Source organism: Paenibacillus sp. JDR-2 (assembly GCF_000023585.1).
Lineage (GTDB): Bacteria > Bacillota > Bacilli > Paenibacillales > Paenibacillaceae > Pristimantibacillus.
Window position 1 is genome coordinate 5,306,728 of record NC_012914.1, and the last position, 23,703, is coordinate 5,330,430.

At 52.9% G+C, this 23,703-nt stretch carries 15 protein-coding genes; 1 reads left to right on the top strand and 14 read right to left on the bottom strand.

Features of this window, described 5'->3' with window-relative positions:
• Positions 1-16: 16 nt before the first annotated feature.
• The 14 genes from PJDR2_RS23375 to PJDR2_RS23440 all read right to left on the bottom strand — a co-directional run bounded on the left by PJDR2_RS23375 (position 17) and on the right by PJDR2_RS23440 (position 22,625).
• On the bottom strand, positions 17-595 hold the full coding sequence (locus tag PJDR2_RS23375) for a TetR/AcrR family transcriptional regulator (RefSeq protein WP_015846193.1): 579 nt from the start codon (positions 593-595) through the stop codon (positions 17-19).
• 229 nt (positions 596-824) lie between these two features.
• Positions 825-2,372, bottom strand: coding sequence for an ABC transporter substrate-binding protein (locus tag PJDR2_RS23380; protein WP_015846194.1), 1,548 nt, complete (start codon positions 2,370-2,372; stop codon positions 825-827).
• Between the two features lie 95 nt (positions 2,373-2,467).
• A complete protein-coding gene (locus tag PJDR2_RS23385) occupies positions 2,468-3,403 on the bottom strand; it encodes a carbohydrate ABC transporter permease (RefSeq protein ID WP_015846195.1) in 936 nt (311 codons plus the stop codon).
• Positions 3,404-3,414: 11 nt separating this feature from the next.
• Positions 3,415-4,395, bottom strand: coding sequence for an ABC transporter permease (locus PJDR2_RS23390; protein WP_015846196.1), 981 nt, complete (start codon positions 4,393-4,395; stop codon positions 3,415-3,417).
• Positions 4,396-4,495: 100 nt separating this feature from the next.
• Positions 4,496-6,106 carry a response regulator transcription factor gene (locus tag PJDR2_RS23395; RefSeq protein ID WP_322597425.1) on the bottom strand — a complete coding sequence of 537 codons (1,611 nt, stop codon included), beginning with the start codon at positions 6,104-6,106 and terminating at the stop codon, positions 4,496-4,498.
• Complete coding sequence (locus PJDR2_RS23400) at positions 6,103-7,833, bottom strand: sensor histidine kinase (RefSeq protein WP_265525073.1); 1,731 nt, start codon at positions 7,831-7,833, stop codon at positions 6,103-6,105. The genes PJDR2_RS23395 and PJDR2_RS23400 overlap by 4 nt, the downstream gene beginning before the upstream one ends.
• Before the next feature lie 196 nt (positions 7,834-8,029).
• Positions 8,030-10,039 (bottom strand): GxGYxYP domain-containing protein, encoded by a 2,010-nt coding sequence (locus tag PJDR2_RS23405; protein WP_015846199.1) that lies wholly within the window; start codon positions 10,037-10,039, stop codon positions 8,030-8,032.
• Between the two features lie 30 nt (positions 10,040-10,069).
• On the bottom strand, positions 10,070-12,250 hold the full coding sequence (locus PJDR2_RS23410) for a hypothetical protein (RefSeq protein WP_015846200.1): 2,181 nt from the start codon (positions 12,248-12,250) through the stop codon (positions 10,070-10,072).
• Positions 12,251-12,344: 94 nt separating this feature from the next.
• Positions 12,345-15,344 carry an alpha-mannosidase gene (locus PJDR2_RS23415; protein WP_015846201.1) on the bottom strand — a complete coding sequence of 1,000 codons (3,000 nt, stop codon included), beginning with the start codon at positions 15,342-15,344 and terminating at the stop codon, positions 12,345-12,347.
• A 310-nt stretch (positions 15,345-15,654) separates the two neighbouring features.
• Entirely contained in the window at positions 15,655-17,115 is a 1,461-nt protein-coding gene (locus tag PJDR2_RS23420) for an extracellular solute-binding protein (protein WP_015846202.1), read from the bottom strand.
• A gap of 91 nt (positions 17,116-17,206) precedes the next feature.
• Positions 17,207-18,130, bottom strand: a complete 924-nt coding sequence (locus tag PJDR2_RS23425) for a carbohydrate ABC transporter permease (RefSeq protein WP_015846203.1) — start codon at positions 18,128-18,130, stop codon at positions 17,207-17,209.
• Positions 18,127-19,125: a carbohydrate ABC transporter permease gene (locus PJDR2_RS23430; protein WP_015846204.1), complete on the bottom strand. Its 999-nt coding sequence runs from the start codon at positions 19,123-19,125 to the stop codon at positions 18,127-18,129. Before PJDR2_RS23430 ends, PJDR2_RS23425 begins: the two co-directional genes overlap by 4 nt.
• A 165-nt stretch (positions 19,126-19,290) precedes the next feature.
• Positions 19,291-20,424 carry a GntR family transcriptional regulator gene (locus tag PJDR2_RS23435; protein WP_015846205.1) on the bottom strand — a complete coding sequence of 378 codons (1,134 nt, stop codon included), beginning with the start codon at positions 20,422-20,424 and terminating at the stop codon, positions 19,291-19,293.
• Between the two features lie 161 nt (positions 20,425-20,585).
• Positions 20,586-22,625: a glutaminase family protein gene (locus tag PJDR2_RS23440; RefSeq protein ID WP_015846206.1), complete on the bottom strand. Its 2,040-nt coding sequence runs from the start codon at positions 22,623-22,625 to the stop codon at positions 20,586-20,588.
• Positions 22,626-22,812: 187 nt separating this feature from the next.
• Here PJDR2_RS23440 and PJDR2_RS23445 point away from each other — a divergent pair, with 187 nt between their 5' ends.
• Positions 22,813-23,538 carry a TylF/MycF family methyltransferase gene (locus PJDR2_RS23445; RefSeq protein ID WP_015846207.1) on the top strand — a complete coding sequence of 242 codons (726 nt, stop codon included), beginning with the start codon at positions 22,813-22,815 and terminating at the stop codon, positions 23,536-23,538.
• Positions 23,539-23,703: the final 165 nt, after the last annotated feature.

Sequence of the window (23,703 nt, forward strand, 5' to 3'; positions counted from 1 at the left end):
TTCATCCTCCTCGAATTTATCGGCTTAAAGCCCGTACAAACAAATCAACGCTGGATTCCGCGAACATCTCTCTCGTAACCTTAGTGACAGCCTCAGCCGTATACAAGCGTGAGATAAAAGCCCCGTAATTCATCCACATAAACGTGATGGCCTGCGTTTCCGCATCCGTGTCGATCATTTTGTGCTGTCTTTGCATTTCCGTAAAATAATTCATTAGAAGCTCGAGCAAAATCCGGGGATGCTTCTGCGCCTTCTGCCTAATGTCAGCCAAATCGTTGTCCGCGAGAACTATTAAAAACAGCTTGCGGTTGCGCTCCATCAACTCGTGATACATTTCGCTTACGAGCAGCAAATCTGCCCGTATATCCCATACCACTTCTTCTTGAAAAATCCGGTTCATTTCGATCGAATAATGGAAATGCTCAACAGCCTTGTCGAGCAGATTCAGCTTATTGGCGAAGTTCCGGAATAACGTCATCTCGCTTACGCCTGCCACCGTGGCAATCTCCTTGGTGGATACGCCTTTATAACCCTTCTCCGCCATTAAATCGATCGCGGCCTGCATGAGTTTTACTTTGTTGTCCAAACTAATCACCCTTACCCCACCTGCATGTTAGTACTCACTAACATTTGTTTTAAGGATAGTCTCTTTGGAAAGAGATGTCAACATTAGGGCCGGCGATCGCTGCAAAAAAAAAGCTGTTGCTCCCCCGCTCGAGGCAGCTGGGGCAACGGCTTTTTTTGTGCTGGCAATGCGTACCCCATCGAATACAGCTTCGGCGGGCTGGGCAGCGCGTTTTCGCTGCCCGAAGTGACTTACGTTCTTATTTGCCCTTCGCAGCTAAGAAGGCGTCGAACTGCTTCTGCTTCTCGGCGATAACCTTTTCGACGCCTGCGGATTTCAGCGCCGCGATATATTCGGGCAGGACCTTGTCGGTGTCGACCGAACCGGTCTCCAGTGCTTTCTGGTACTGCTTGATGACGTTCGCGAGCGCGCCGACCTCCGACTTCACGGAATCGCTGTTGAAGACAAAGCCGAGACCCGGCGAAGGTTTGGCTCCCTCGTTGAACGCCTTGAATTGCTCCCACTTGTCGGGCGCTTCGGTGTTCCACACATGGTTGAGGAACTGGTTGCCGAGTTCCCAAGCGACGCCCGGGGCGTATTGGCCGGATTTATCGGTAGGCGTCATGACGTCGCCGCTGAGCGTATAATGCACGCCTTCGATGCCGAAGTTCAGCAGATTGACGATATCCTTGTCCGTGTGAAGCAGGTTAATGAACATCATTGCCCGCTCAGGGTTCTTGGACGTCGTCGAGATCGCCAGCATGGCACCCGCCGTCTCGGAAGTGGAGACCGTTTTACCGGTCAGATAGATTTGGTCCAGCTTCCCTCCGATGCCGGCCGCATTGGCGATTTCCGCCGCCTTGCCGGGCTTGAGCGGCTCGATCGTCGAGAAGACGTTGCCGCCCTTATAGGCGTCGCCGCTCGAGAGCTGCGTGGTCGCGGCGTCCTTGTTGATATAGCCTTTCTGGAAGAAGTCGCGGGCGAGCTTCAGATAACGCTTGTAAATATCGAAGTCCTCCATCATCTTTACCGTCGTGTCGCTGTCTTCCTTAGAAATGACGCCGGGAATCGTGCCGTCGCCTAAGGAATCGAATTCGGTCAGTTGCCCGAACGAACCGCCTTGCATATAAAGAGGAGTCATATCCGGCTTCTTTTCCTTCACCACCTTGTAGATGGCGTCCAGATCCTCTGCCGTCTTCACCGTGCTCATATCAAGGCCCAGCTCATCGGCAATATCCTTGCGGTAGACGACTCCGCCTGCGAACGCGAGCTCCTTGTTCGTCGGTATGCCGTAGTTTTTACCGTTGATTTTGGAGCCCTCGAGGAACGATGGATCAAGCGAGCCGATAATCCCTTGGCCGTATTTGCCCAGCAGATCGCCGAGCTCCTTATAGGCGCCCTTGGCAACATTCTTCGAATAGCCGTTCCACTGCGCCGTGAATAGAATATCTACCGGCTCGCGGGAGGCAATCATCAGATTCACCTTGTCGTCCCACGCCCCCCAGTCGATCGGAGCGATGTCGATGGTGGCGTTGATTTTTTCCGTCAAAATTTTGTTCAGAGCATCCTCCACCATCGCCTCGTCCGCCTGCGGCGGCCCCTCGTACACCAGCTTCAGCTTATAGGGCTTGAGATCGGCCGGTGCGTCCGCGCCGTCATTCGCCGCTGCGCTGGCTCCGGCGTTGCCGGCAGACGATTCATTGCCGCCGGAACCGGATGGCTGGTTTTTGCTGCATGCGGACATGAAGAGGGTGATAACGAGCAGGAGCAGGACAACCAGTGAAATTGTTTTTTTCGTCTGCTTCATAAAGATGGACCTCCCAATAGTTGATTTGTATGCTTAACCGGATTACCGGTTACAGCCAAATGCAAGATCGTTCCGGCAGGATAGCCGGGAAGGGATTAGCCCTTCACCGCGCCAACCGTCAGGCCGCGGACGAAATATTTTTGGAAGAACGGGTAGGCGAACACGATCGGGCCGATACCAACCACGACGAGGGCCATCCGCACGGTTTCGCTGGGAAAGTTGAACATGCCGCCCGCCCTGGCAATCTCGGCCGCAGCCGTCGGATTGCTGGAGAGATACTGAATATTCGCAAGCATTTTATAGAGCAGATATTGGACCGAGATGTTGTGATCGTTGGTGATGAAGACGAGGCTTAGAAACCAGTCGTTCCAATACGTCAGCGTCTGGAAGAGCGCCACCGTCGCCAGCACCGGCATGGAAAGCGGAAGAACGATGCGGATGAAGATCCGAAGCTCGCCGGCTCCGTCGATCTTCGCCGACTCCAGTACCGCAGCGGGTATGGTCTCCTTGAAAAATGTCCTAACGATCAGAACCCAGAAGGAGGACACCAGAAGCGGCATAATGAGAGCCCAGAGCGTATCCTTCAGATTCAGCATCTGCACGTAGACGAGATACCAGGGAACAAGCCCCCCGGAGAAGAGCATCGTAAAGAAGACAAAGAAGGTGAAGAATCGGGCGTGCGGAAATTGGCTGCGCGATATCGGATAGGCGTAAAGCGCGATGATCAGCATGCTGAGCGCCGTGCCGACGACCGTAACCGTAATAGAGATTCCGTAGGAATAAGCGATCTGTCCTATGTCCTTGTACAGGAAGGCATAGGCGGCCAGATTGAACTTCTCCGGAATGAATCGGTAGCCGTGCGTCAGGACGGATTTCTCGTCGGAAAACGATACGGAGAGCAGCAGCAGCAGCGGGATGACGCACAGGGCGGAATAGAGGATGAAGAAGATATTGATGCCGCTTGAAGCTGCGGCGGACAACCGGTTTTTCGGATTTGAGCCCGCAGTGTTTTTGTCGGAGATGGCAGCCATCCGGTTCCCTCCTAGAATAGGGCGTTGTCGCTGTTAATACGGCGAACGACCCAGTTGGATAGAAAGACGAGCGTGAAGCCTACAACGGATTGGAACAGCCCGGCGGCAGACGAGAGGCCGATGTCGCCAACGGTAAGGAACGTACGGTAGACGTAAGTGTCGATGACGTTAGTCACGGGGAACAAAGTGCCGGATTCACGCGGAACCTGGAAGAAAAGTCCGAAGTCTGCGTTGAATATCCGGCCGATTTGCAGCAGGGTCATGATGGTGATAACCGGCATAATGAGAGGGATCGTGATATTCGTCATCTGCTGCCATTTGCTGGCTCCGTCGATCGTTGCCGCCTCGTAATATTCGTCGTCGATGCCGATAATCGCCGCCATGTAAACAACCGTATAGTAGCCCATGCTCTTCCATGTATTGATGAGCGGCAGGACGAACGGCCATACCTCCTTCGTGAAGTACCAGCGGACCGAGTCGAGACCGAGGGCGGGCAGAAGCGTGCCATTCAGATAGCCGTGCTCATCGCTCATGAAGCCGTATACCAGGTAAGCGATAACCGTCATCGAGAGGAAGTACGGCAGGAACATGATCGTCTGATGCAGCTTGGATAGAAAACGGTTCTTCATCTCGTTCAGCATAAGGGCGAAAGCCAGAGGGAAAATCAGATTAAGTACGATGAACGCTGAATTGTACAGTAGCGTGTTGCGGATGATAATGTACGAGTCGCTGGATTGAAACAGAAATTTGAAGTTGGTAAGGCCCGCCCAGGGGCTGTTCAGAATACCGATATCGAACCGGACCGACTTGAATGCGATTACAATACCGAGCATAGGGATGTAATTGTTGAAAATGAGCAGCAGCACCCCGGGAAGCAGCATCAAATAGAACATCCAATAGTTTCGGATCAGGTAGGTGAGCGTCCTTTTGCGCGTCCCCTTGCGCGTCTTGGCTCCCGTCGCTTGCAGCGCGGCCGCTTCCGCTTTAGCCATGTTAGGTCCTCCTTGTCTATCTACTATGGCTATAATCGTACACAAAAAAAGACACCGCTCTCTAGCGGCGTCGTTACCACCTTATTGCTCAGGTGACTTTTTACCGAATATTCTGGTATTTCTTGCGGTAATCTTGCGGCGTCATTCCTGTCGATTTCTTGAACTGCTTGGAGAAGTGGGAGAAGCTCGCATATCCAACAGATATCGCGATATCGCTGATTTTATGGTTCGTCAGCTTGAGCTCGCGTATTGATCTAAACATGCGCCGATCAACCATATAGTCGGTAAGCGACTTTCCCGTCTCCTTGCGGAAAAGCCGTGACAGATAGGCGGGATTCAAATAGACATGCCTCGCGATCTCCTCCCGGTTCAGGTCGTGCTGCAGGTTCTCCTCGATGTACCCCTGTACCTTGGCGATCGTATTCGACACGTCCTTTCCCTGTTTAACCAGGCAGTCCGATGCTTTGGCGGCAAACTGGATCGTCCAAGCCTTCATCGCGCCGAGCGACTTCATCGCGTTCTCGCCGCTATGCCATTCCTCTTCCGCATACACCGTTTCCACGGGTACGGAGCGCCGCTGCAGCACCTGAAAAACCGTGTGGACAAGCCCGAAATAGTAGCTGACCATATAGGCATGGTCGACCTGGCCATACTTGAGGCGGTCGAATAAATCCTCAATGTGGCGCTTCAGCTCGCACGTCTTGCCCTGCTCGATGAGGGCCGACCATTCCTGAAAATTCGGCTGGGCGGTAATTGTTTTCTTCTCCCGCTTATAGTCCGATAAGCGGAATACACGGCCGGTCTGGCAGACATTGGAGCGCTCCAGCTCGCCGAGACTCTGAGCCCCGAACCGCAGCGAGGCGACGGGAGCCGCCTCGCCAATGTAGCAGGAAACGACGGCGTACAGGTATTCCGAGCATTTGCGGATATATTCCGTGCACCGCTCCTCAAGGGTACTCTCGTCTTCCCCCGACGGCTCGTAGAGGAGGGCGAAGAGTATGCCGCCTGCGTCTTGAATAACGTGGCCGGAGCGGTCTTTCAGCAAAATGTCCGCCGCGGCGTTCTTCAGCGCGTAGGTCATAATTTCTTCGTCGCGCGCGCTCCATTCTTGCGTCCACTGCTCCACGCTGATCAGGAGCGGCTGCACGCGCTTGCCGATATCAAGCGGAATGCCGTACAGCTCGAACAGCGGCTCGAGCTTGTCCGCTGAGGCTGGGATGCGCAGTCCCAGAACGTCCTGCCACAGGCGCTCGACGAGCAGCGGAAGCTGGCGGTTCCACTGGTCGAAATAGTAGGCATACGTCTTGAGATACGCCTCCTCCTCCTCGCGCCGGCGAACCGCTTCGACGGCTTTCTCCACGCAGCTCTTCAGCACGTCATGATCGACCGGCTTGAGCAGATAGTCGAAGCTGCCGAGCTGGACGGCCTGCTGAGCGAAATTGAAATTGGCGTGGCCGGTCAGGAAAATGGTCTCCGTTTGAGGCGAAGTCTCGTTGACCCAGGTGAGCAGAGTGATGCCGTTCTCCTGCGGGATGTCGATATCGGAGATCAGGACGTGAATGGGGTACCCCCGGAACACCTGCCGCGCCTCCTCGGCATCGTAAGCGGTAAAAATATTCGCTAAGGGGAGGGACGACCAGTCGATCCCCTCGACAATACCGCGGATCGCTATATCCTCGTCGTCCACTACAAGCAGGTTGTACATCGTCATTCTCCTTTCGGTTCCGGAAGCTCGGGCTCTGTCGATACCGGCAGCCTGATCGTGACGGCCGCTCCGCCGCCCTTTGTATTTCGGAAATCGATGCGGGCGGCAGCGTCGTACCTCAGCTTGAGCCGTTGGATGACGTTTACAATGCCGAGCCGGCTCGAATCCGCGGAAGGGAGACCTTGTCCCTCGTTCAGCCGCTGCAGCACCTCCCCGGGAAAGCCGCCACCGTTGTCCTCCACGGTAATCTGCATAAATGCCCCCTCCTCCTCGAGCAGCTCGCCGCGGACCCTGATTTCAAAAGGCTTGCGATGATTGACGAAGCCGTGGATAATCGCATTTTCCACGAACGGCTGGATCGACAGGGCAGGTATCAGACTGCCCTTCATGCGGCCCGGAATGTCGTATACGCTGCCAAGTTTGTGCGGGAAGCGGAACTTCTGGATCTCGAGATAGTTCGCGATATGCTTCAGCTCCTCCTCAAGAGTGATCAGCTCCCGGTTGGCCCGCATGATGAAGCGGAAATAATCCCCCAGATGGAGCGCCATCTTTTTCACCGAATCGGTATCCTTCAGTGCCGCGAAATTATAGATGATGTTCAGGCTGTTCATATAAAAATGCGGGTTGATCTGCGCCTGCAGCTGCTTAAGCTCGATCTTCTGGGCCCTTAGCTGCTCCTCGTACATCCCGATCCGCAGGCTCTTGATCTGCTCCGCCATGTTATTGAAGGTGTTCGCGAGAAAGACGAACTCCAGCGTGTTGTTCGTTTGCAGCCGAACGTCGAGCATGCCGAGCGAAATTTTCTTCATGCCGCTGATCAGCTGCTGCAGCGGTTTGAACAGCGTGCGTCGGATGAAGAAGAGGTAGAGAGAGAAGATGAAGATGACGCCGACCGCCATCGCATACGTCAGCAATTGGAAATAGGGCAGACCTTGCAAAATATAACTCTCGGGAATAAGGATGCTGGTCGTCATGTCGGCCACCTCGCTGGGCCGGTTCATCATCAGGTACCGCTTGCCGGTCTCCCCGTCTTTCACGAACCGGTACGGCGCGTTCTCGCGAATCAGGTCTGTCCGATTCAATTGCACATGGCTGTCCGTTCTCTGCCCACCCAGACGGGTACCGTCCGAGCGGTAGATGGCGGCTTCTCCGATATCGCCGTGCGACCATTGGATCGACAGCTGATTAGCGATCTCCGACATGCGGATAATCGCGCCGACGTACAGTCCGGTATCAGGCACCTCGCTTACCTGCACGAGAAAATTGCCGCCCTCGATTCTCCGGTCGTACCACAGCAGCCAGCGGCCTGGCATGCTCTCGTCCACGATGCGCCGGACGTTATCATTCAAGACGTTCTGGAGGATGCCGTACTGATTCTGGGAGCTGGTGCTCAGGATGAGTTCGTTGGAATTAAAGAGAAAAATGGTGTCGATCATATTGTATAAGCCGATGTCGCGGTTGATTTTAAGCTGGATGCGAATCTTGGTCAGGACGTAGTTGTCGCTGCCCGGAGGGAAGGAATTAAGCACGCCTACGTCGGTATCGTAGACGCCAAGCTTGTTTAAATAGTTCGTAATATCGTTCAGCGTCCGGTCCGTATGGTCGGCGAAGATATCCAGTGTATTCCGGTAGGTCTCGGTAACCTTGTCGCGGACGACGTTTTTCGCGTATAGATTATTGCCGATGAAGAACAGTACGCCGGGGATCATAACGACGAAAAAGCTGATGATCAATTGGGTCTTAATCGATAGCTTCAGTACGCCTCTCCTCCTGCCGGAAAGATATGTACAGTCTATCAAGTGAAAGCGTTTTCGGCAAGGGCGGCTTTAGGCGCCTGCACCCACTCGCCCATCGATCCTCCTTAACATCCTTATCAAAAAAAAGACAGCTAAGCACCTAAAAGATGCATAGCTGTCTCTATGGATTTTTTCAAGGCGTCACCGGCAGACCCTTGCTCTCCCTCATCAGCTGGAAGTAAACATCCGGCCGGACGAAGACAACGTCAGCGTTATCCTTGTATTGATTCATAGCGTTGATAAAGTTCTGATAGCTGACCTGCCAAGGGTTGGCCTGAATGGAGACAAAGGATGGCGACTTGCCGTCCCACTTCTTAATACCGTCGGCAATGCCGTTCGTCAAGTCGCTCTCCGCACTGCCGTAGGCGACGTTTAACTCCTGGCCCGGCATCGAGTTGCCGTAGACCCCGATCGTACCGGTACCGAACTGCGAAGTAAATCCGAGCAGCGACGGAGCATGCTTGGCGAGCTTTTCGGCTACCTCCGGCTTAATCTCGCCCTTCACGTAATTCCACACCGTCAGAACGTTTAGACCCGCCTGCTTCATATAATCGTTCGTACGCTCGATAAAGCGGTCAAGTCCATCTTCCTTCTCCCAGAAGTTCGGATACGTGTAACCCACGCCGGATGGACCGGAAACAAAAGCATCATTAGGCGTAGCATTCTTGTACAAATAATCGAGCAGTCCCGGCATCGTATCGACCATCAGCGGCGAGATCGTCCAGCCAAGCGGCACCTCTCCGCGGTTAGGCGTATTCCATACGTTCCAGAAGGCATGCTCCATATACTGCAGGTTGTCGCCGTCGCTCATAATAAACGAGACGTACACTTTATTCTCGAGCTTCGGCTTCTCCGGCGCCTTCGGCATCGTAATCGACCGCGAGGTACCGCTCAGCACGCTAAGGTTCGAGGAGAAATCGCTGGCAACCGTCGCAAGCCCGTAATCCGACGTCTTCTTGACGCCCATCCCTTCATCCGGCCACCAGCCGAGATAGAGTCCCGTACCGTAAGGCATATCCTGCAGGAACTTATCCAGCAGCGTCGACTCCCCTTCATCCGCCGGATTCAGCCAGACCACGGCGGCGTCCATTCCCATTGCATAGTCGCGAAGATAGGATTGAATGCCCGGATCCAGGCCAACAATCGCTTTATGCGTCGTTTGCTTCCAATAGTGGTCATACAGATAACCGTAGACCTCCAGCTTGGAGCTGAATTTGCCGCGCAGGTCCTCGATGACCGGCAGGTTGTAAGGCGCGCCTGTCAGCTTATCCACGAGGGATGGCGGAGCAACAATCGCGTTTTTCAATCCTGCAATCGTAGTTGCCAAATTAATCGTATCCGGCTGCTGATCATCGTAGACGATGAGGCCCTTCAGCTCGGACCGGTATTTGTTCAGCAGCTCCCAGTTATCCTTCACCTCGGCATATTTCAGTCCCAAGTCATCCAGCAAGGCGGTACCTGTAGAGCCCCGAACATTGTCCGTATACGAATAAATGCGAGGCTTGGTCTGATTCACGACGCCCTTCAAAGAGGTGAACAATAAGTTCTCGTCTTTGCGGAGCGGCCAGAATACGCCAACATCAAACAGCTTCATCGTAGATTTGCCGGTCCATAACACCTTGAATTCCAGCTCATGCCCATCTCCCGGCGCGTTAAAAGAAAGCTCAAAGCTTTGCGACGCATTCGGCAGCCGGAAATCCCAGTTGCGGACTTCCGTCGAAGCAAGAACGGCATCCGCCGTCTGGTCCCGAACCTCAAGAGAAGCCACAACGCCGTCCTCATCCGCAAAATTGTCGACCTGCATATTAAACGCGGCTTTTATTTCTCCCGCCGGTATTTCCTTGCGCCCCGTTACGTCCAGAATCGCCTTGCCGGCAGCGTCGCTTCCCGCTTCCGCCACCCAGCCGTCTCCGTCCGCTTTGCCCGTGCCATGCCCAAACGCTTCGTTCTCGGCCTGATAGTAATAGCTGTCTGTCGTATAGATGAGATCAAGTGTTTCGGCCGGGGCTTGAAACGTCGGCAAAGCCTGCTTGCTTGGCCAACTGACCCCTTCCTTCTTCTCCGGCCATGCCAGATACGAGGATACGGCGGCAACGAGGATAACGGCCAAAGAGATGATAATGATTTTACCTTTGCCCTTCACTCGATCTTCCTCCCCCTTGAAAATAGCCCTTTACCAAATAACCTTTACCGACACGCCGGCCGGGTCATTCTCGTAACGGAAAAGCACCGTCGAGCTGCCTTCGTCCCACTTGAACTCCAGGGGCATTCGAATGGTTGTTCCCGCTGCGCTAAACGCCACGGTTTTGGGCTTGCGCGGGCATTGGAATCTGGCGGATGCCTGAATGCCTTCAGGGCCATACGCCGTAAAGCCATAGCCGTCAGCGTTCTCTTCTACACGGTCAATGCGGGAAGCAGCTGCAATCAGCTGTACGCCTTCTCCCGCTTTGCTCAGGTCATAGAGCAGAACTTGCTCGCCTGCGTTAACCGTAACCTCATCCACAATAGGAAGGTTGGCATCGAGCAGATCGACCAGCTTGCCGTAAATTTTATAAGGCTCTTCGCTCAAAGACTCATCCAGAACGGCTGCAATAATGTAAGGGCCTCTGCGAAGCGCCATGCCGTTCTTTTTCTCCCAACGAAGAGAGTTCTCTGCTTTTGTAATAGCGGAGGCCACCGTCTGTCTCAACTGCTCGCCCGCTTCCGGCAGGACCGCGCATTGCGACGGATGCAGAGGCAAGTAAGCCAGACAGCCTTTGCCTACGGCATATTCTCCCGGTGCCAGCGACGGCTCCAGGCCAAGACTTGCGAATAGATGCTCCATCGGCGAAGCGAATTTCTTGCTGCCCTGATTCCACCATTCGCGGACGGAGTGGAAGTCGTCGCTGCCGTCTCCGACATAAACCAGCGTGCCGCCTTCCTTCACCCATTCCGCCAGAACATTATGCAGACCGGATGATTCCGGTTTCATATATTCATAGCTAAGTACCAGGACGCGGTAATCGTCCAGGTAGCCCGGGAATCTTCCAGCATTGTCGAGCTGAACCGGACGGACGGCTGCGCCATGCTTGAGGAGCGGCAGCGCAAGTCCATAAAACGGCGACCAGTCCAGCAGCTCCATAAACTCGCTGCCAAGCGCCGACGCAACCTCCGTGCCATCGTATTTGAAGGAAGTGGCTTCTTCGCTCCAATCCGGGTGATTACGCTGATACATCGCGGAATCCGCGAGCAGCAGACCTACCTGCAGGCTGTCCGTCAGCCATTCCGCGTCCAGCCCATCCATGGTGCCAAGCACGTTTAATACCGTTTGCAGCTCCGTTGCGTAAGCAGCCGGAATTCTCTCTTTGCCGTTCCCGCCTTCTCTTGGGTATTGCCCCTGATAAATCCGTCTTGGCCAAGGACATACCTCGTAACGGCTCACATGCGGATGCAGCAGGGACGCGACCAGCGTGCGGATATAATTGCTGCGGTAGTCCCTCCACGTATGCTTCGGATCATCGGCAATCGGGTCATGCAGGAACCACATTCTGCGGTCTGTGCCGCGGACAAGCTCCTGCATAATACCGTATTCCAGATAGGCCGTCTCAAACGTACGCTCCTTGCGGACGCCGTTGTACACATTTGGCGTTTGCGCCGTACCCGTCCATACCTGCGCGATATAACCGTCTACTCCCGGCAGTTCAAGCAGCTTTGATTCCGGACTGACGATCCGCCATTGCGTATAGTTGATAAGGCTATGCGTCGGCACGTAAAAGCGAATCCGGCGATCGTACTTCCGCATTGCGTATTCCTTGAGGGTACTGCAAATCCGGTCAAGCGTGCGGGTATACAGATAAGCCTTCAGCTTCGAAGCGCGGTACTGCGCATCTACCGAAGCATGCGGAGCCTGCCATGGCTCGCGGTAATAAATCTCCCATTCGCGCTTGAACGCATCCGAATAACCGCCCTCCACCCAGAACTCCGGCTCCTCCAGGTGAATCGCCTCTACGCCGGCGTCTACGGCGATCCGGATCCGTTCGGTCAGAAAATCGGCGTAAGCGATCGTAGGAACCATATAAGGGATATCCGCGGAGGTGCCGTGAATGATATTTTCGTATTTTCGGTTTTTCTGCGCTTCGTCCCAATGCGGCCGGCCGTCGACCTTACCGTTCAGATAGTCCTGATAACCACCCCAGGATACGCCCGTCATGAGATGAACAACATAGCCTTTTTCTTTCCATGTCCGGATCCGTTCCTGAAAATCCCCGTGGATGCCATAGACCATAACGAAGTCTGTCTGCAAATCATAGGACGGATGGTAGGGTCCACCCTCCTGAAAGCCCGTTAACTCTTCCTGCCGATTCTTTCTGATCATGACTGCAACATCCTCCTCTATCCATTCGCCTATTGGCCGAAAATAAAACAGGAGGGGGCTGTTAAGCCTTCCCCCCCTGATTGACTAACCGTTACTAGAGCTTCACGCGAAGCGACTTGATCTCGAATGGTTGGAACGACAGCTTCGCTCCAGCCTCGCCGATCGTGTTTTCCATTAGATCCACTTCCTCGACGAGCGAGACCGGAATCCCGAAACCAACCGATGTTTCGGCAAACGTTCCGGATGCTTCGTACAGACGGATAATAAGATCATCCGAGTCCTCGGCTTTCTTCACCGCTTCGATCATCACATGCGGATGATTCACCTGAACCAGAGAGGCAAACGAAGCCGTACGTCCTGCGGCCGAAGACGCCTGGGAAGGCTCGGCAACCGTCAGCGGCGTATTCAGCTCATACCCTTTGCGGTATACCTCCGCCTGGATAAAGTCTCCGCGGTGCGGATAAACCGCATAGACGAATTGATGTTCCGCGCGGTCGGCAACCGGATCCGGATAGCTTGGGCTGCGAAGCAGATTGATGTCGAGCACGTTCCGTTCCGCGCTGTACCCGTATTTACTGTCGCTGAGCAGAGCTACGCCGTAGTCCGGCTGCGACAGGTCGATATATTGATGCGCGCATATTTCATCGCGGACAAATTCGATCATCGTGTTCCTTGTTGTCGGACGCTTCAAATAGCCAAATTGAATCTCGCAATTCACATGGTCGGACATGACCTGAACCGGGAAGGAGACGCGAAGCATCTTCTCCGATTCCTTCCAATCCGCCTTGGATTCAAATCTTACGGCGGTTGCTTCTTCATCCAGCACAATCCGCTGTACCAGCGTGGATTCGCCGAACCGGTAATGCTGTTCCAGCACCGCCTGGCCTTGCTCAACCGAGAAGGAGCTATCTTCAAGCTTCATGCAGCCTGCCACCGTCTCCCGGTAATCCCGCGGGAAATCCCAGGCATCGCCTCTGTCGTGATACACGGTCAGCACATTGGCTTTCTGGCCCGGCATAATCGCTTCCCGGCCTGCTGCTTTGTCGTACATTGACTCGATGCTTCCGTCCTGTCCAAAGCTAATTCGCAGATTCTTGTTCTCAAGAAGCTGCTCGCCTGCGCTCAGTCCGGATTGTTCCGTCTGCTCCTGGCGAAGCTCCGCCTCTGCAAGAGACGCAAAGCCCATTGCCGGCACTTTAACGGCATAAAGGCTGCCCTTATGCTCGACAACCTCCTCGCGTTCCCACGGCAAAGAGTTAAAGACAACCGCCTGGCCTTCACGGGCACCCGCGAGCTCCGCAGCTCTGGCATAGGTTTGCGCGATAAGCTCCCGCGTGCGGACGTGCATCGCGGCATATCGCTCCAGCGATTCTTCAAAGACGCGAGTAATCGAAGAGCCCGGCAAAATATCATGGAACTGATAGAGCAGCGTTTCCTTCCAGATCACTTCAAGCTCCTCGGACGGGTACGCATTCTCTCCCATTGCGAGCAATAGGGAAGCCGCGAATTCAAGCTCGCGGAGCGATTTCTCCATCTTGCGGTTATACCATTTGTTCCGGGCCTGCGATGTCAGCGTACCTTGATGCTTCTCCAGGTAGAGCTCACCGCGGTACGTCTGGAAGCACGCTCTCTCTTCCTCAAGCTTATGGAAGAAGGATAAGGAAGACTCTTGAACAACCGGCGGCAGTCCCAGAAGATTATGTTCGCGCGACAGACGTTCCAGATGCTCCTCGCCCGGTCCCCCGCCGCCGTCGCCGATCCCGAACAGCATCAAGGCATGCTCGGATACGTTGCGGTCCAGATAGCTGTTCTCAATCTTGGCGAGCGATCTTGGCGCGCCCGGGCTGTTGTACGTATCCTCCGGCGGAAGATGCGCCAGCACCTTGCTTCCGTCAATACCCTCCCATTCAAAGCTGTGATGCGGATGCGTATTGTATACGTTCCACGACAGTTTCTGGGTCATCATATAATCGACGCCCGACTTTCTGAGCAACTGCGGCAAGCTGGCCGCATAGCCAAATACGTCCGGAAGCCACAGCACCTTCATCTCCTGTCCGAATTCCTCCTGGAAGAATCGTTTGCCGTACAGGATCTGACGAACCAATGCTTCGCCTCCGGAAATATTCGTATCCGGCTCTACCCACATCGCGCCTTGTACTTCCCAGCGTCCTTCCTCAATACGCTGCTTGATCCGGTCGTACAGCTTCGGATAGTACTCTTTCATCCATTGATAGAGTTGCGGCTGGCTTGCGCCAAATACGTAATCCGGATATTTCTCCATGTTCGCAAGAACGGTAGAGAAAGTGCGTGCGCCCTTCCGAATCGTCTCGCGGATTGGCCACAGCCACGCAAGGTCGATATGCGCATGCCCAATCGCGCTGACCGTCACAACGGGATCGCCGCCTTTTTTCGCAAGCTCCTTGGACAAAATTTCTCTCGCCTGCCGAGCTGTCTCCTCATTAATCACTTGCAGCTTGTGCGCAGCGTCATAGAGGCTTTGAATCAAGCGTTCTCTTCTGGCACCGTTCTCCGGCGTATGCTCGGCGAGCTCGATAAGCACTTCGTAATCGTAATACAGCTGACGGATTTCTTCGTAACAGATCGCGATATCGGCTTCCTTCAAGGTACCGCTGCGATATCTGCCAAACAGGTCGTTACAGCCGGCATCCGCCCACAGATCAATCTGCCGGCCTGCGGCTTCGTAACCAAGATCAACGACGCGTTTGCCCGGCAGGCCAAGGCTGAAATCGAATTCGGAGTTGATGTTGGTAAGACCCTGCATCGGCGAGCCTTCTTTATCTACGAGGCATAACTCGCCGTTGACGTCGATCAGCATGACGGCTTTTTTCCCGCTAACGGCTTCCGGGACAATTCCTTCAAACCGGAACCAGGCGCAATCCCACAGATTGCCCCATTTCGCGCCGGGCGTAAGCTCGACAAGCTCTCCGGAAGTCCGCTCCGCGTAAGGCACCGGCTCCTTCGTTACCCAGGCTGTTACTTTCAGCGCGGAGACGGGTTGGTAGATCGCTTCGCGTATGCGAGGAAGGAGATCCTTCGCTTTCTGCAGCTTGATTCGTTTCGTTTCGTATGGCATAAAGTCACTCCTGGAAAAAAAGAGGACTGATTAACAGTCCTGTGGCCGGAAAACAATTAGCGTTATTGAGCATTTTCGGGAGAGTGGTATCTTTTTAAGCCCAACCGAATGGGAGACAGTTTGTAAAACTCTGTATCACATTCGGTGGGGTTGCCTTCGGAAAATTCTGATTGGATTATTAAGCGGAAATTTCACTCAGGCAAAGGCGGACGCTCCGCTCTTAAAAGAGATACCACAACTCCTTTCTGCTCAACGTTAATTTTTTTCTGACCGTACAGGACGCGTTAAGAAAGTCCTCTTTTTTTGATTTTTATTGTTTGGTAATTTGTTCTGCTTTCTTTTGGGCGTCGTCCAGAATGGCTTTTACGTCGCCTTTGGTCATAAGCGATTTCACCACTGCGTCGCCCCATACTTGCCATACCTTGGAGTTGTCTTTCGCAAAGGTAGGAAGACCTTGGACATTGCCGTTCATCGCTTGGTAATGCAGGTACATTTCAGGATGCTTTTGCTGGTAGTCAGGTGCCTCAGCGATTTCTTTCAGAATCGGAGAACGAACGTTGGAGTCCGCAATCAGCTGCTGAATTTCCTTGCTGTACATCGCTTTGATATATTCGAATGCCGCGTCTTTGTTCTTCGCGTCTTTCGGTACCGAGTGGAAAGCTGCGCCAATCGTTACGTTGGCAGCCGCTCCGTTAGGCGACAGAGGAATTGGCGACATGCCGCATTCCAGGTTGTTGTCTTTACATTGCTGCACTTGCCAAGGTCCATCGATCAGATAAGCAATCTGGCCTTTGTTCCATGCATCGAAATACGTGCCTTCCGTATTGTTGACCATCAGTCCCGCCGGATGAGCCGCGTTCAGCTCGCGGAGCAAATTAACCGTCTCTACGTTTGCATCGGAGTTGAAGGTCGGTTGACCGTTTGCATCGGCATAAGAACCGCCGTTAATTCCGATAAGAGCACCGTAGCGCAGGTATCCGCCGAAGTTAGGACCAGCGTAAACGCCGCCGCCATAGAATTTTCCTTTTCCCGCTTCCGTTACTTTCTTCGCGTTGTCAGCCAGCTCTTGCCAGGATGTAACCGGCTTCTCCGGATCGATGCCGGCTTCTTTCACCAGCTTCTTATTCCAATACAGGCTGCTTACGCCAGGCTGCGAAGCAAGACCGTAGATTTTGCCGTCGTATTCCATTGGCTTCCATGCAGCAGGCGATACATTCTCACGGATATCCGCAGCCATATCGTCCGGGAACGGCTCAAGCAGCCCTTGCTGCGCGAAGCCAGGCATTTGGGTTTCGCCTACGATAATATCCGGAACGTTTTTAGCAAGGAAACCTGCTGTTTCTTTCTGAATCAGCGGCTCGCCCCAGCCCCAGTCTTCGGTTTTAACGCTGATGTTTTTCTCATGCAGCTTGCCTGCGATAATTTTTTGGTAGAAAAGCGGGAATGCCTCTACCGGATTGCCCGGTGTATAAGTAACATCAATGCCGTTGCCTTTCAATTCCTTCTCTTTGGGTGCGAACAAATCGTCCAGCTTGCCTACCCCGATCCCAACGGCCCCTTCATTCAAAACCGTGATCGTTACCGGATCAGTGCCTGTCGTTGCGTCTGTGCTTTCTGTCGGTGAAGCTGAGGCGGATTCAGCCGGTGTCGCCGAATTTTGCGGCGAGTTGGTGGCTGTTGAAGTATTGCCGTTATTGTTGCCGCCGCAAGCTGATAATGAGACCGTTAATAGCGCAGTTACAAGCAAGGATGTGATCTTTGTACTTTTCACATTGAACCCCTCCAGATTAGGATAACTGACTTCTTGAGTTTAATATATCATGACTATTTGTTATATTCAATATGTTATAACAATATTTCTCTTAACCCTTTATACCGGTATTGGCGAGACCCTGCACGATGTACTTCTGGAAGAAGAAGAAAATAAGAAGCGCGGGAACCGTCATGCCTAGACCAAGCGTAATAATAAGCGGCCAGTTCGGAATCGCCCCCGGGCTCACGGCAGCCGAGGACAGCCTTGTTATCGCGGCAGGCAGCGTCTGCAGCTTATCCGAAGATGTATAGAAGAACGGCGTGGCAAAATCATTCCAGGTAGCCAGCGCTGTCGTAATCGCGATAAACGCCATAATCGGGAGCTGCAGCGGCAGCATGATTTGGAAGATAATGCGCATGGTGCCCGCACCGTCCACTTTAGCCGCTTCGTCAAGTTCAAACGGTATTTTCTCAATGGACTGCTTAACGAGGAATGCCCCCATAATATTCAAGCTTGGTCCGCCGATGAAGTACACCCACCATGTGTCGAGAATCCCGGAGCCTCCCGTGAAAATATGGTTGCCCCCGGCAAACGGAAACCGTGCAAATTCCAGATAAGTCGGAATGAGGGCGATCGTTCCCGGAATCATTTGCGTCCCCAGCAGGACAAGGAAAAGCTGATCCTTCCCTTTGAAGCGCAGCCTTGCGAACACGTACCCGGCCAGCAAAGAAGTCAGAAGTGCCCAGAAGGTGTTGTAAATCGTGCGGTAGCCGGAGTTAATGAAATATTTCTGTATGCCTGCATCGGTGGAGCCGTAAAACAGAACGGTAAAGTTATGAAGGGTTGGCGATTTCGCAATCGGGAGCAACCCGATGATGGAGCTTGTGAACTCGTCTTTCGTGAAGAAGCCGGCCAGAACCATAAAGACCAAAGGATATAACAGGACAAGTCCGATGCCAAGCAGAACCAGATGGGCAAACAGATTGCCCGGCTTCAATTGAAACGCCAGCTTTTTGGATAAGGATTCTCTCATGCTTTAGGACCTCCTTTAACTCCTTTAATCTTGATCGTTGAGCTTCTGTCCGAATTCGTCGACCAGCGGTAATAAGCGATGGTAACCAAGAAGACGATAACCGCCATAATAAGCGAGGAAGCTCCCGCCATGCCGAGGTTGAAGTCCCAGAACGCGTCGCGGTAGATGCGGAACACAAGCACTTCCGTTTTTCCGTATGGACCGCCGCCCGTCATGAACAGCACCTGCTCATAGATCTGAATCGCGCCAATCAAGCTTGTAATGACAATGTAAGTTGCAATCGGCTTCAAGCCTGGTAGCGTCACGTTCCAAAGCTTGCCCCAGCGTCCCGCTCCGTCGATCTCCGCCGCTTCGTACAAGGAAACGTCAACGGACTGCAGACCTGCAAGCCAGATCAGCGCCGCGCCCCCTACGCCTTTCCACACGGAGTAAACGACGATCCAGAACACGCCCCAGAAGACGGAATATTGCCACACGATTGGTTCCTTGCCGATCGATTTCAGAAAGTTATTAATAACGCCATTGTTAGTATCGAGGAGGAGATTAAAAATCTGCGTTGTCGCAACCGTTGACGTAACCGCCGGAATGTACCAGATGGACCGGTAGATCCCTTTGCCGAAAAGCGGCATATTCATCAGCAGAGCTGCCCCAAAGCCGGCAATCAGGGTAATTGCGGTAACAAGTCCCCCAAGCCAGATCGATCTCCATAAGGCTTCGTAGTAAAGCGGATCGTGGAAAAATCGAACGTAGTTGTCAAACCAGACAAACTTCGGATTGGCCGCAATGCCGATCCAGTCAAAAAATCCAAGGAAAAAACCAAATAGCGTCGGGAACCCCGACAAGACAAGCCACCACAGAATCATTGGACTCAAGATGGCCGTCGCGATTAATGCATCTTTGTGTCTGACAGCAAACTTTTTGAGAGAGGATTTTGTTGATGCGTTTTGGACTGGCAGATGCAAAGATGCGGTTTCTACAACTTTCCTGTCGTTCATAATCATCTTCCTCCTTGCTTGTTTTAGACTTTCTCAAATGCTATAAAACCCCTATAAAATTAATTATATTTGTTATATCAAATTAGTCAAATAAAAAAAGAAAACCCGACGCCCTTAGGATGCAAGGGAATCGGGTTTTCTCGTATGTTTTGCCTGTATGGCGGCTTATGCTTTCGCTTTTGCCGTTGTTTTGCGTTCAATCAGAGTCGGCTTCAAGATTTTCTTCTCGAATTTGACCGGCTGCTTGCCTTTATTCTCGATGACTTGCAGCAGCAGCTGAACCGCTTCGGCCCCCATTTGATATTCCGACTGGTCGATATGCGTCAACAGGCTGAACTCCTCGAGCAGCGGCGTCGGGTTATCGAAAGTTACGATGGAGATATCCTCCGGAACGCGAAGGCCAACCTCCTTGGCAATCGATAAGATCTGAACGCCAAGCGAGCAGTTAAGCGCGATATAAGCGGTCGCCATCTGATTTTTCACGAAGCGGTAGAATGGATGCTCGGCACTCATGCCGCCGCCGTTAATATGAATGTCATTCAGAATGAGCGACGGATTAATCAACGCTTCCTTCTGTTTCATGGCTTCCTGATAGCCTTGAATCCGTTCGTCTACCGATACCGTCATAAGCGGCGAATCGGAGCAGATCGCAATATTGCGGTGTCCCAGCTCCCACAAATGATCAACCGCCAGCATCGTGGCCAGCGCGCTGTCCGATGCGACAACGTTTGTCTCCACGCCCGGCAGGTACCGGTCAATCAGGACAAACGGATAATTCTGCATTTTGAGCGCGATAATCTCTTCGTTATAGACCTCGGCGTCGACCGGGAAAATAATAAGTCCGTCAACGGTGTTCTTCATCTCCCGGATAACTTCCTTCTCTTTCTCCTTGGAGTTGTTGGTCAGCATAATAACAAGCGAATAACCTTTGGCCTTAAGGCCGTCCGTTATCCCTGCTATTAAACGGATGGCGAAATAGTCGCCAAGCACGGGGAACACAAGACCAATCTTCACCTTAGGTCCCGCCTGCTCTCCGCGCGTCTCGCTCATCGGGCTGACTGCCATTTGTTTCTCCGGAATGCCTTTGACGAAGCTGCCTCTTCCCGGAATCCTGTAGATCCATCCGTCCTTCGCCAGCTCGGCAAGTGCATTCACAACCGTAATCCGACTGACGTCGAATTCGTCCATCAGATCTTTTTCCGTCGGGATTTTATCGTCCTCTACGAGCTCCCTGGAGATGATCAGATCTTTGAAATGATTCTGTATTTTAATATACAGAGGCTCTCTATCTTGACTCACGCGTAATCCTCCTATCCGGACCGCAATTCATAGGTTATAACAAATATACCATATTCGGGTTTATTAACAAAATAGTTATTTAAACAATTGTCTATTTTCTTGTATAGAGCAAAACAAGGGCGCACTTCACATGCGCCCCTGTCCGTCACAGGAAATTATATTTACTTTCCTCCGTTGACGGAAGAAACCGCTTGGAATGCCCTCATAACGCCTTTGTCCTTCAGCACCTTCATGAAGATGCCGCCAACGACTGACCGGTGCTGGAAGTTCAATTGACGCGCCGTCAACGTATCCGTCCAGTCCGAGAATTGAACGCGGTCAGCCGTTTCGTTCAGCATGTCCCAGATCGGGCTTACCAGCTCTTCGAAATCGTTCTGGTTATCCGACAGCGCGGCCGACCAGACGAGCCAGTCGTTCTTCGTATAAGTAGCGCGATTGTCGAGCGGCGTGCCGTAATCGTTTTTCATCTTTTTGTACCAGCTGATCTCTTTGTCGATCATCTCTTTGGAGAACAAGTCCGTGCCAAACAGCACATCCCAGATCAGGTTATATTTGAGGCTCCAAGTACCTTCCGAGCCAAAAGCCAGCTTCGTATGGTCGCCGTCCGCCGCAAGCACTTCCCATTGCTCAGCCATTTCTTTGGCTTTGGCCATGTAACGGGCAGCTGTTTCGTTATCGCCTTGCAGCTTCTTCAGGATCGAATAGCTTGCTACGCCCATAACCGCCTTTACGGACAGGTTCGCGTTGCGAGCAAGGTGACCGGCAAAATCATCCGTGCACAGCTGGTTCTCGGGATCAAGACCAAACTCCGTCAAATAATCGGCCCATTCGCCGAAAATGTCCATATGGCTGAACAAGTAATTCCGGTTGCCGCCGGCAAGCGCGCAGGACGCCGCCATTGCGAGCATATTGCCGCATTCCTCTACCGGCATTTGTCCGTCACGATCATTCTCGCCGTACACTTGGCCGTTGCCGATTGGATATTGGCCGATATCATGCGGGGCAAACTCGAATGTCCATGCATCCGTCTTCGCATATTTCACAATCGGGCGAATCATGCCTTCAACCAGCTCGGGCGCATACAGCAGGAACATTGGAACGGAAGGATAGCTGACGTCCACCGTAGCCATACAGCCGTTGCTGTAGCATTCCTTGGACAGGAACAGGATCTCGCCTTCCGTATCCAATACAAGCTTATGCGCAGCGATAGCCTGGCGGTAGGATAACGCCAGAAGATCCGCATAACGGCTTCCGCCGGATTTTTCGCCTTCGGCAATGATTTGCTTATCAAATGCAGCGCAGCGCTCGAGCAGGCTCTCGTATTCCGAGAATGCGGCCGCAATCATTTCCTGCGTGCTTTGTCCGTTTCGTTTCCAATAAGCCTGCAGCTTCTCGCCGAAATATTCAACCGCAATCACATCGTCGTAAGCGAGCACGGCCAGGCGTTTCTCCGTTACGGAGCCTACGCTGCCGATATTGTAGACTAGCGCCATAACCGGCTGTACGTCTGCAACAACCTGAGCTTCCGTCTGTGCTGGGGATTCGGCCAATTTCTCGTTGCGAACAAAGTTTTTACGAATATGTGCAGGAGCTATATAGCCGCTCACCTGATCGGATTTTTCCGCGTTCAGGTAGAAATAACCCCAGTCAATGCGGTGGTCGTCGCCGGAACGGTTCACGGGCTCTTGCGTCTCATGAGCGATCTGCAGCGAGATCAGTCCGTCCGTTTCCTGCTTCTTACTGATAACGGCTTGCTTCGATTGATCCACGCACCATTCGCCGGTAACGTCGAAGTAGATCTGCACGTCATGCTCCTCGCCGTCGGTCGAGCGCACTTCGAAGGCTACGTAAGAAGCCGGTCTCGACAGCACGTCCAGGTCATTCAGAAGCAGCGGAGAAGTAAACCGGACCGTCAATTCGATTCCTGCCGATTGGAACGTGTAAACGGTGCTGAGCGGAGATACGGATACGCTCTTTTGCTCCATCGCCTGCGGTTCCGTGTAATATCGCTCGGCGTTAGGCTCAACCAGCCCTGCAAACCGCTCTATCATTCCGTCAATTCGGATCAGGCCGGTCATGGCATGCCGTTGCCCCGTCCAATGGCGGGTATAGTCATCCGTAAGACGGTCCGCTTGGGACCATACACTGAAATAAGGATCTACCGTTACGAGAGGGACTGCAGGAGGACGAATTGCGCTCATGAAAACAACTCCTTTATCATATTAACATTTGTTATAATGGATATATTATAATGCTATATTAAATTTTATGTCAATGAGTAAAACGGGCGATGTACAGGTTTTTCTCTCCGGTGGTCGTACACACAATCCAAATTCAAGCTTGGTTCATATTCATACCTTAACACTAAGAATGAAAAGGACTGTGATTATGCGCAATCTAGCAGCTGAGATGTATTTGGAATTATTGAAGAAAACGATTCTATTCGAAATCTGGCTGGAGCATGAGCCAGGCGCCACGAAGGAGAACCGCCTTCAAGGCCTCGATTGGCCCATTATTGCACATAGCATGATCGGCCGGATCCGGATGAACAACCTCCATATGTTAATGAATGACGTCATCGCCAACAACGTTCAGGGAGACTTTATTGAAACAGGCGTATGGCGCGGCGGAGCATGTATCTTTATGGCGGGCTATTTGAAAGCGCATGGCGTAAGGAAGCGTAAGGTCCTTGTAGCCGATTCCTTCGAAGGGCTGCCGAAGCCGGACCCGCAATATCCGATCGACGCAACCTCCAAATTCCACGAGCAGGACTTTCTGCGCGTTTCCTTGCCGGAAGTGCAGGGGAATTTTAAGAAATATGATTTGCTGGACGACAGCGTTGTCTTCCTGAAGGGCTGGTTCAAGGACACGCTTCCTACGGCGCCAACGGAGAAAATCGCGATTGCCCGCCTCGACGGCGACATGTACTCCTCTACGATGGACGCGCTGAACAATCTGTATCCAAAAGTATCCTTAGGCGGCTATGTCATCATTGACGACTACTCCATCGGCTATTGCGCCGCAGCCGTACATGATTTCCGCGCTGCTCATAACATCACGGACCCGCTCGTGACTATCGATATTACAGGCGTGTATTGGAAAAAGACGAAGTAAGCTTGAAGAGATAAGAAGGAGCAACCGGTGGTTGCTCCTTTGACGATGCCGCACATCGTTAAGCCTTCCATCAACACTCGTTCGACGACGAAGCAACGAGGCCTACGTTGGATTCACTACAGCGTAAAGGCCCATTTTACCGGGTTCGCGTGCCTACGTTGGATT

Coding starts and splice junctions, on each gene's coding strand:
- PJDR2_RS23390 (WP_015846196.1), bottom strand. CDS start 4,395: ATGGCTAAAGCGGAAGCGGCCGCGCTGCAAGCGACGGGAGCCAAGACG.
- PJDR2_RS23385 (WP_015846195.1), bottom strand. CDS start 3,403: ATGGCTGCCATCTCCGACAAAAACACTGCGGGCTCAAATCCGAAAAAC.
- PJDR2_RS23440 (WP_015846206.1), bottom strand. CDS start 22,625: ATGAGCGCAATTCGTCCTCCTGCAGTCCCTCTCGTAACGGTAGATCCT.
- PJDR2_RS23380 (WP_015846194.1), bottom strand. CDS start 2,372: ATGAAGCAGACGAAAAAAACAATTTCACTGGTTGTCCTGCTCCTGCTC.
- PJDR2_RS23410 (WP_015846200.1), bottom strand. CDS start 12,250: ATGATCAGAAAGAATCGGCAGGAAGAGTTAACGGGCTTTCAGGAGGGT.
- PJDR2_RS23395 (WP_322597425.1), bottom strand. CDS start 6,106: ATGACGATGTACAACCTGCTTGTAGTGGACGACGAGGATATAGCGATC.
- PJDR2_RS23445 (WP_015846207.1), top strand. CDS start 22,813: ATGCGCAATCTAGCAGCTGAGATGTATTTGGAATTATTGAAGAAAACG.
- PJDR2_RS23415 (WP_015846201.1), bottom strand. CDS start 15,344: ATGCCATACGAAACGAAACGAATCAAGCTGCAGAAAGCGAAGGATCTC.
- PJDR2_RS23425 (WP_015846203.1), bottom strand. CDS start 18,130: ATGAGAGAATCCTTATCCAAAAAGCTGGCGTTTCAATTGAAGCCGGGC.
- PJDR2_RS23430 (WP_015846204.1), bottom strand. CDS start 19,125: ATGAACGACAGGAAAGTTGTAGAAACCGCATCTTTGCATCTGCCAGTC.